Genomic DNA, 1,641 nt, shown 5'->3' on the forward strand with positions numbered 1-1,641 from the left:
CTTTTTTTTCTGAAAGTCTATAGGTATTATTAATCATCAGACAATAAAGTATTAAGCCTAATGTATAAAAGGCCTTTATTAAGATATTTACATATTACAATAGATTAAAAGATCAATGCTTAAAATAAGGAGTATAATTTTTTCTACGAGCTCAAAGGCATCAACTGTTGGTTCTTAGCGTCTGATATCAGTTTTTATCTCGGGGAGTTTAACCACCAAAAAAAGGACGATCTTAATATATTCAAGACGTTTAGTTTTTCTCTCTCACTATATAATTAAAGCTTGATAAATTAGATTATTGTATATGTATATTTTTAAGTTTTTCTATTTCTAATTGAAATCTCTCTATTTTTTTAATTCTTCTATGTTCTAGTATTTTTTTGTCTTGAGTGTGTAATTGATATGGTTCTTTATCTCTTAGTACATGATATATTGCGATTAGTAATTTATGAGCTATAGCGATAGTGGCCTTTTTCTTTCCTCTACGATTAGAAATATGATAATGTTTTACTGCAAATATGGGATTGTCTTTGGATCGTATTGCAACCCAAGCAGCTTCAACTAAAGAGGCTTTAAGATATTTATTGCCTTGTGTTATTCTTGTAGAATACTTTTTACCTGCACTTTCATTATTACCAGGGCATACTCCTGCCCAAGAACTTAAATTTTGATGGTCTGGAAAGTAAGACATATCATTACCAATTTCGCCTAGTACACTTAAAGCTAATTGTCTTGATATCCCAGGAATAGTTTCCAGTAATTCTACATCTTTTTGCATACTAAATCTATACTGTTCCATTTGAGCTTCTAATTGTGCTATTTGTAAGTTGATATTATTAATGGATTCTAGTATGAGATTAAGCATAAAAATATGATGCTTGGTTACATTTCCTTTTAAAGCCTTGACTAACTCTACTCGCTTATTTCTTAAAGAACCTTTTGCCAAATTTGCTAATATTTCTGGATCTGTTTGTCCTTGAATGATAGCTTGAATCATTTGCATTGCACTTACTCCAAATACATCACTAACTACACTACGTAATTTTATATTAGCAGACTCTAATACATTTTGCAGTCTGTTTTTCTCGGCTGTACGAGAAGAAACAAGTTTTCTTCTGTGTCTATATAGTTCTCTTAATTCTCGTATTTCTTGTTCAGGTATAAAACTACCTTTAAGTAAACCAGAGAGTAATAATTTACAAATCCACTCACTATCTTTTTTGTCTGTTTTCTGTCCAGGAACATTTTTGATATGGCGAGCGTTAACAAGAATAACATGGCAATAATCTTCTAAGATGCAATAGACAGGACGCCAATAAACTCCAGTACTCTCCATTGCAACCTCTGTTATGGAGTAACTCTGTAACCATGCTACTAATTCATAAAGATCATCTGTAAAAGTTAAGAATGTTCTTGTTTCTGTTTCAAAATCACTACCTTTAATGGTAGCTACGACTGTGTCTTTGTGAACATCTAATCCACAACCACGGTCTAAGATAAAGGGTAATCCATTGACAGCCATAGGTCGTATATTTTGATTTATTGGTACTAAGATATCGTTTTAAGCGATAACCTTTTTGGTTTGATACGCTTATGACTTTAATGGCTGTTGGTGATACCCGATATCATGTGTGTTTTTAT

General features: G+C 31.7%; 1 protein-coding gene. It reads right to left on the reverse strand.

The features are described 5' to 3' along the window. Positions 1-295: 295 nt before the first annotated feature. Positions 296-1,522 carry an IS110 family transposase gene (locus RT228_RS17945; protein WP_006261804.1) on the reverse strand — a complete coding sequence of 409 codons (1,227 nt, stop codon included), beginning with the start codon at positions 1,520-1,522 and terminating at the stop codon, positions 296-298. Positions 1,523-1,641 lie beyond the last annotated feature (119 nt).

It is taken from the genome of Myroides sp., from assembly GCF_032073645.1.
Taxonomy (GTDB): domain Bacteria; phylum Bacteroidota; class Bacteroidia; order Flavobacteriales; family Flavobacteriaceae; genus Flavobacterium; species Flavobacterium odoratimimum.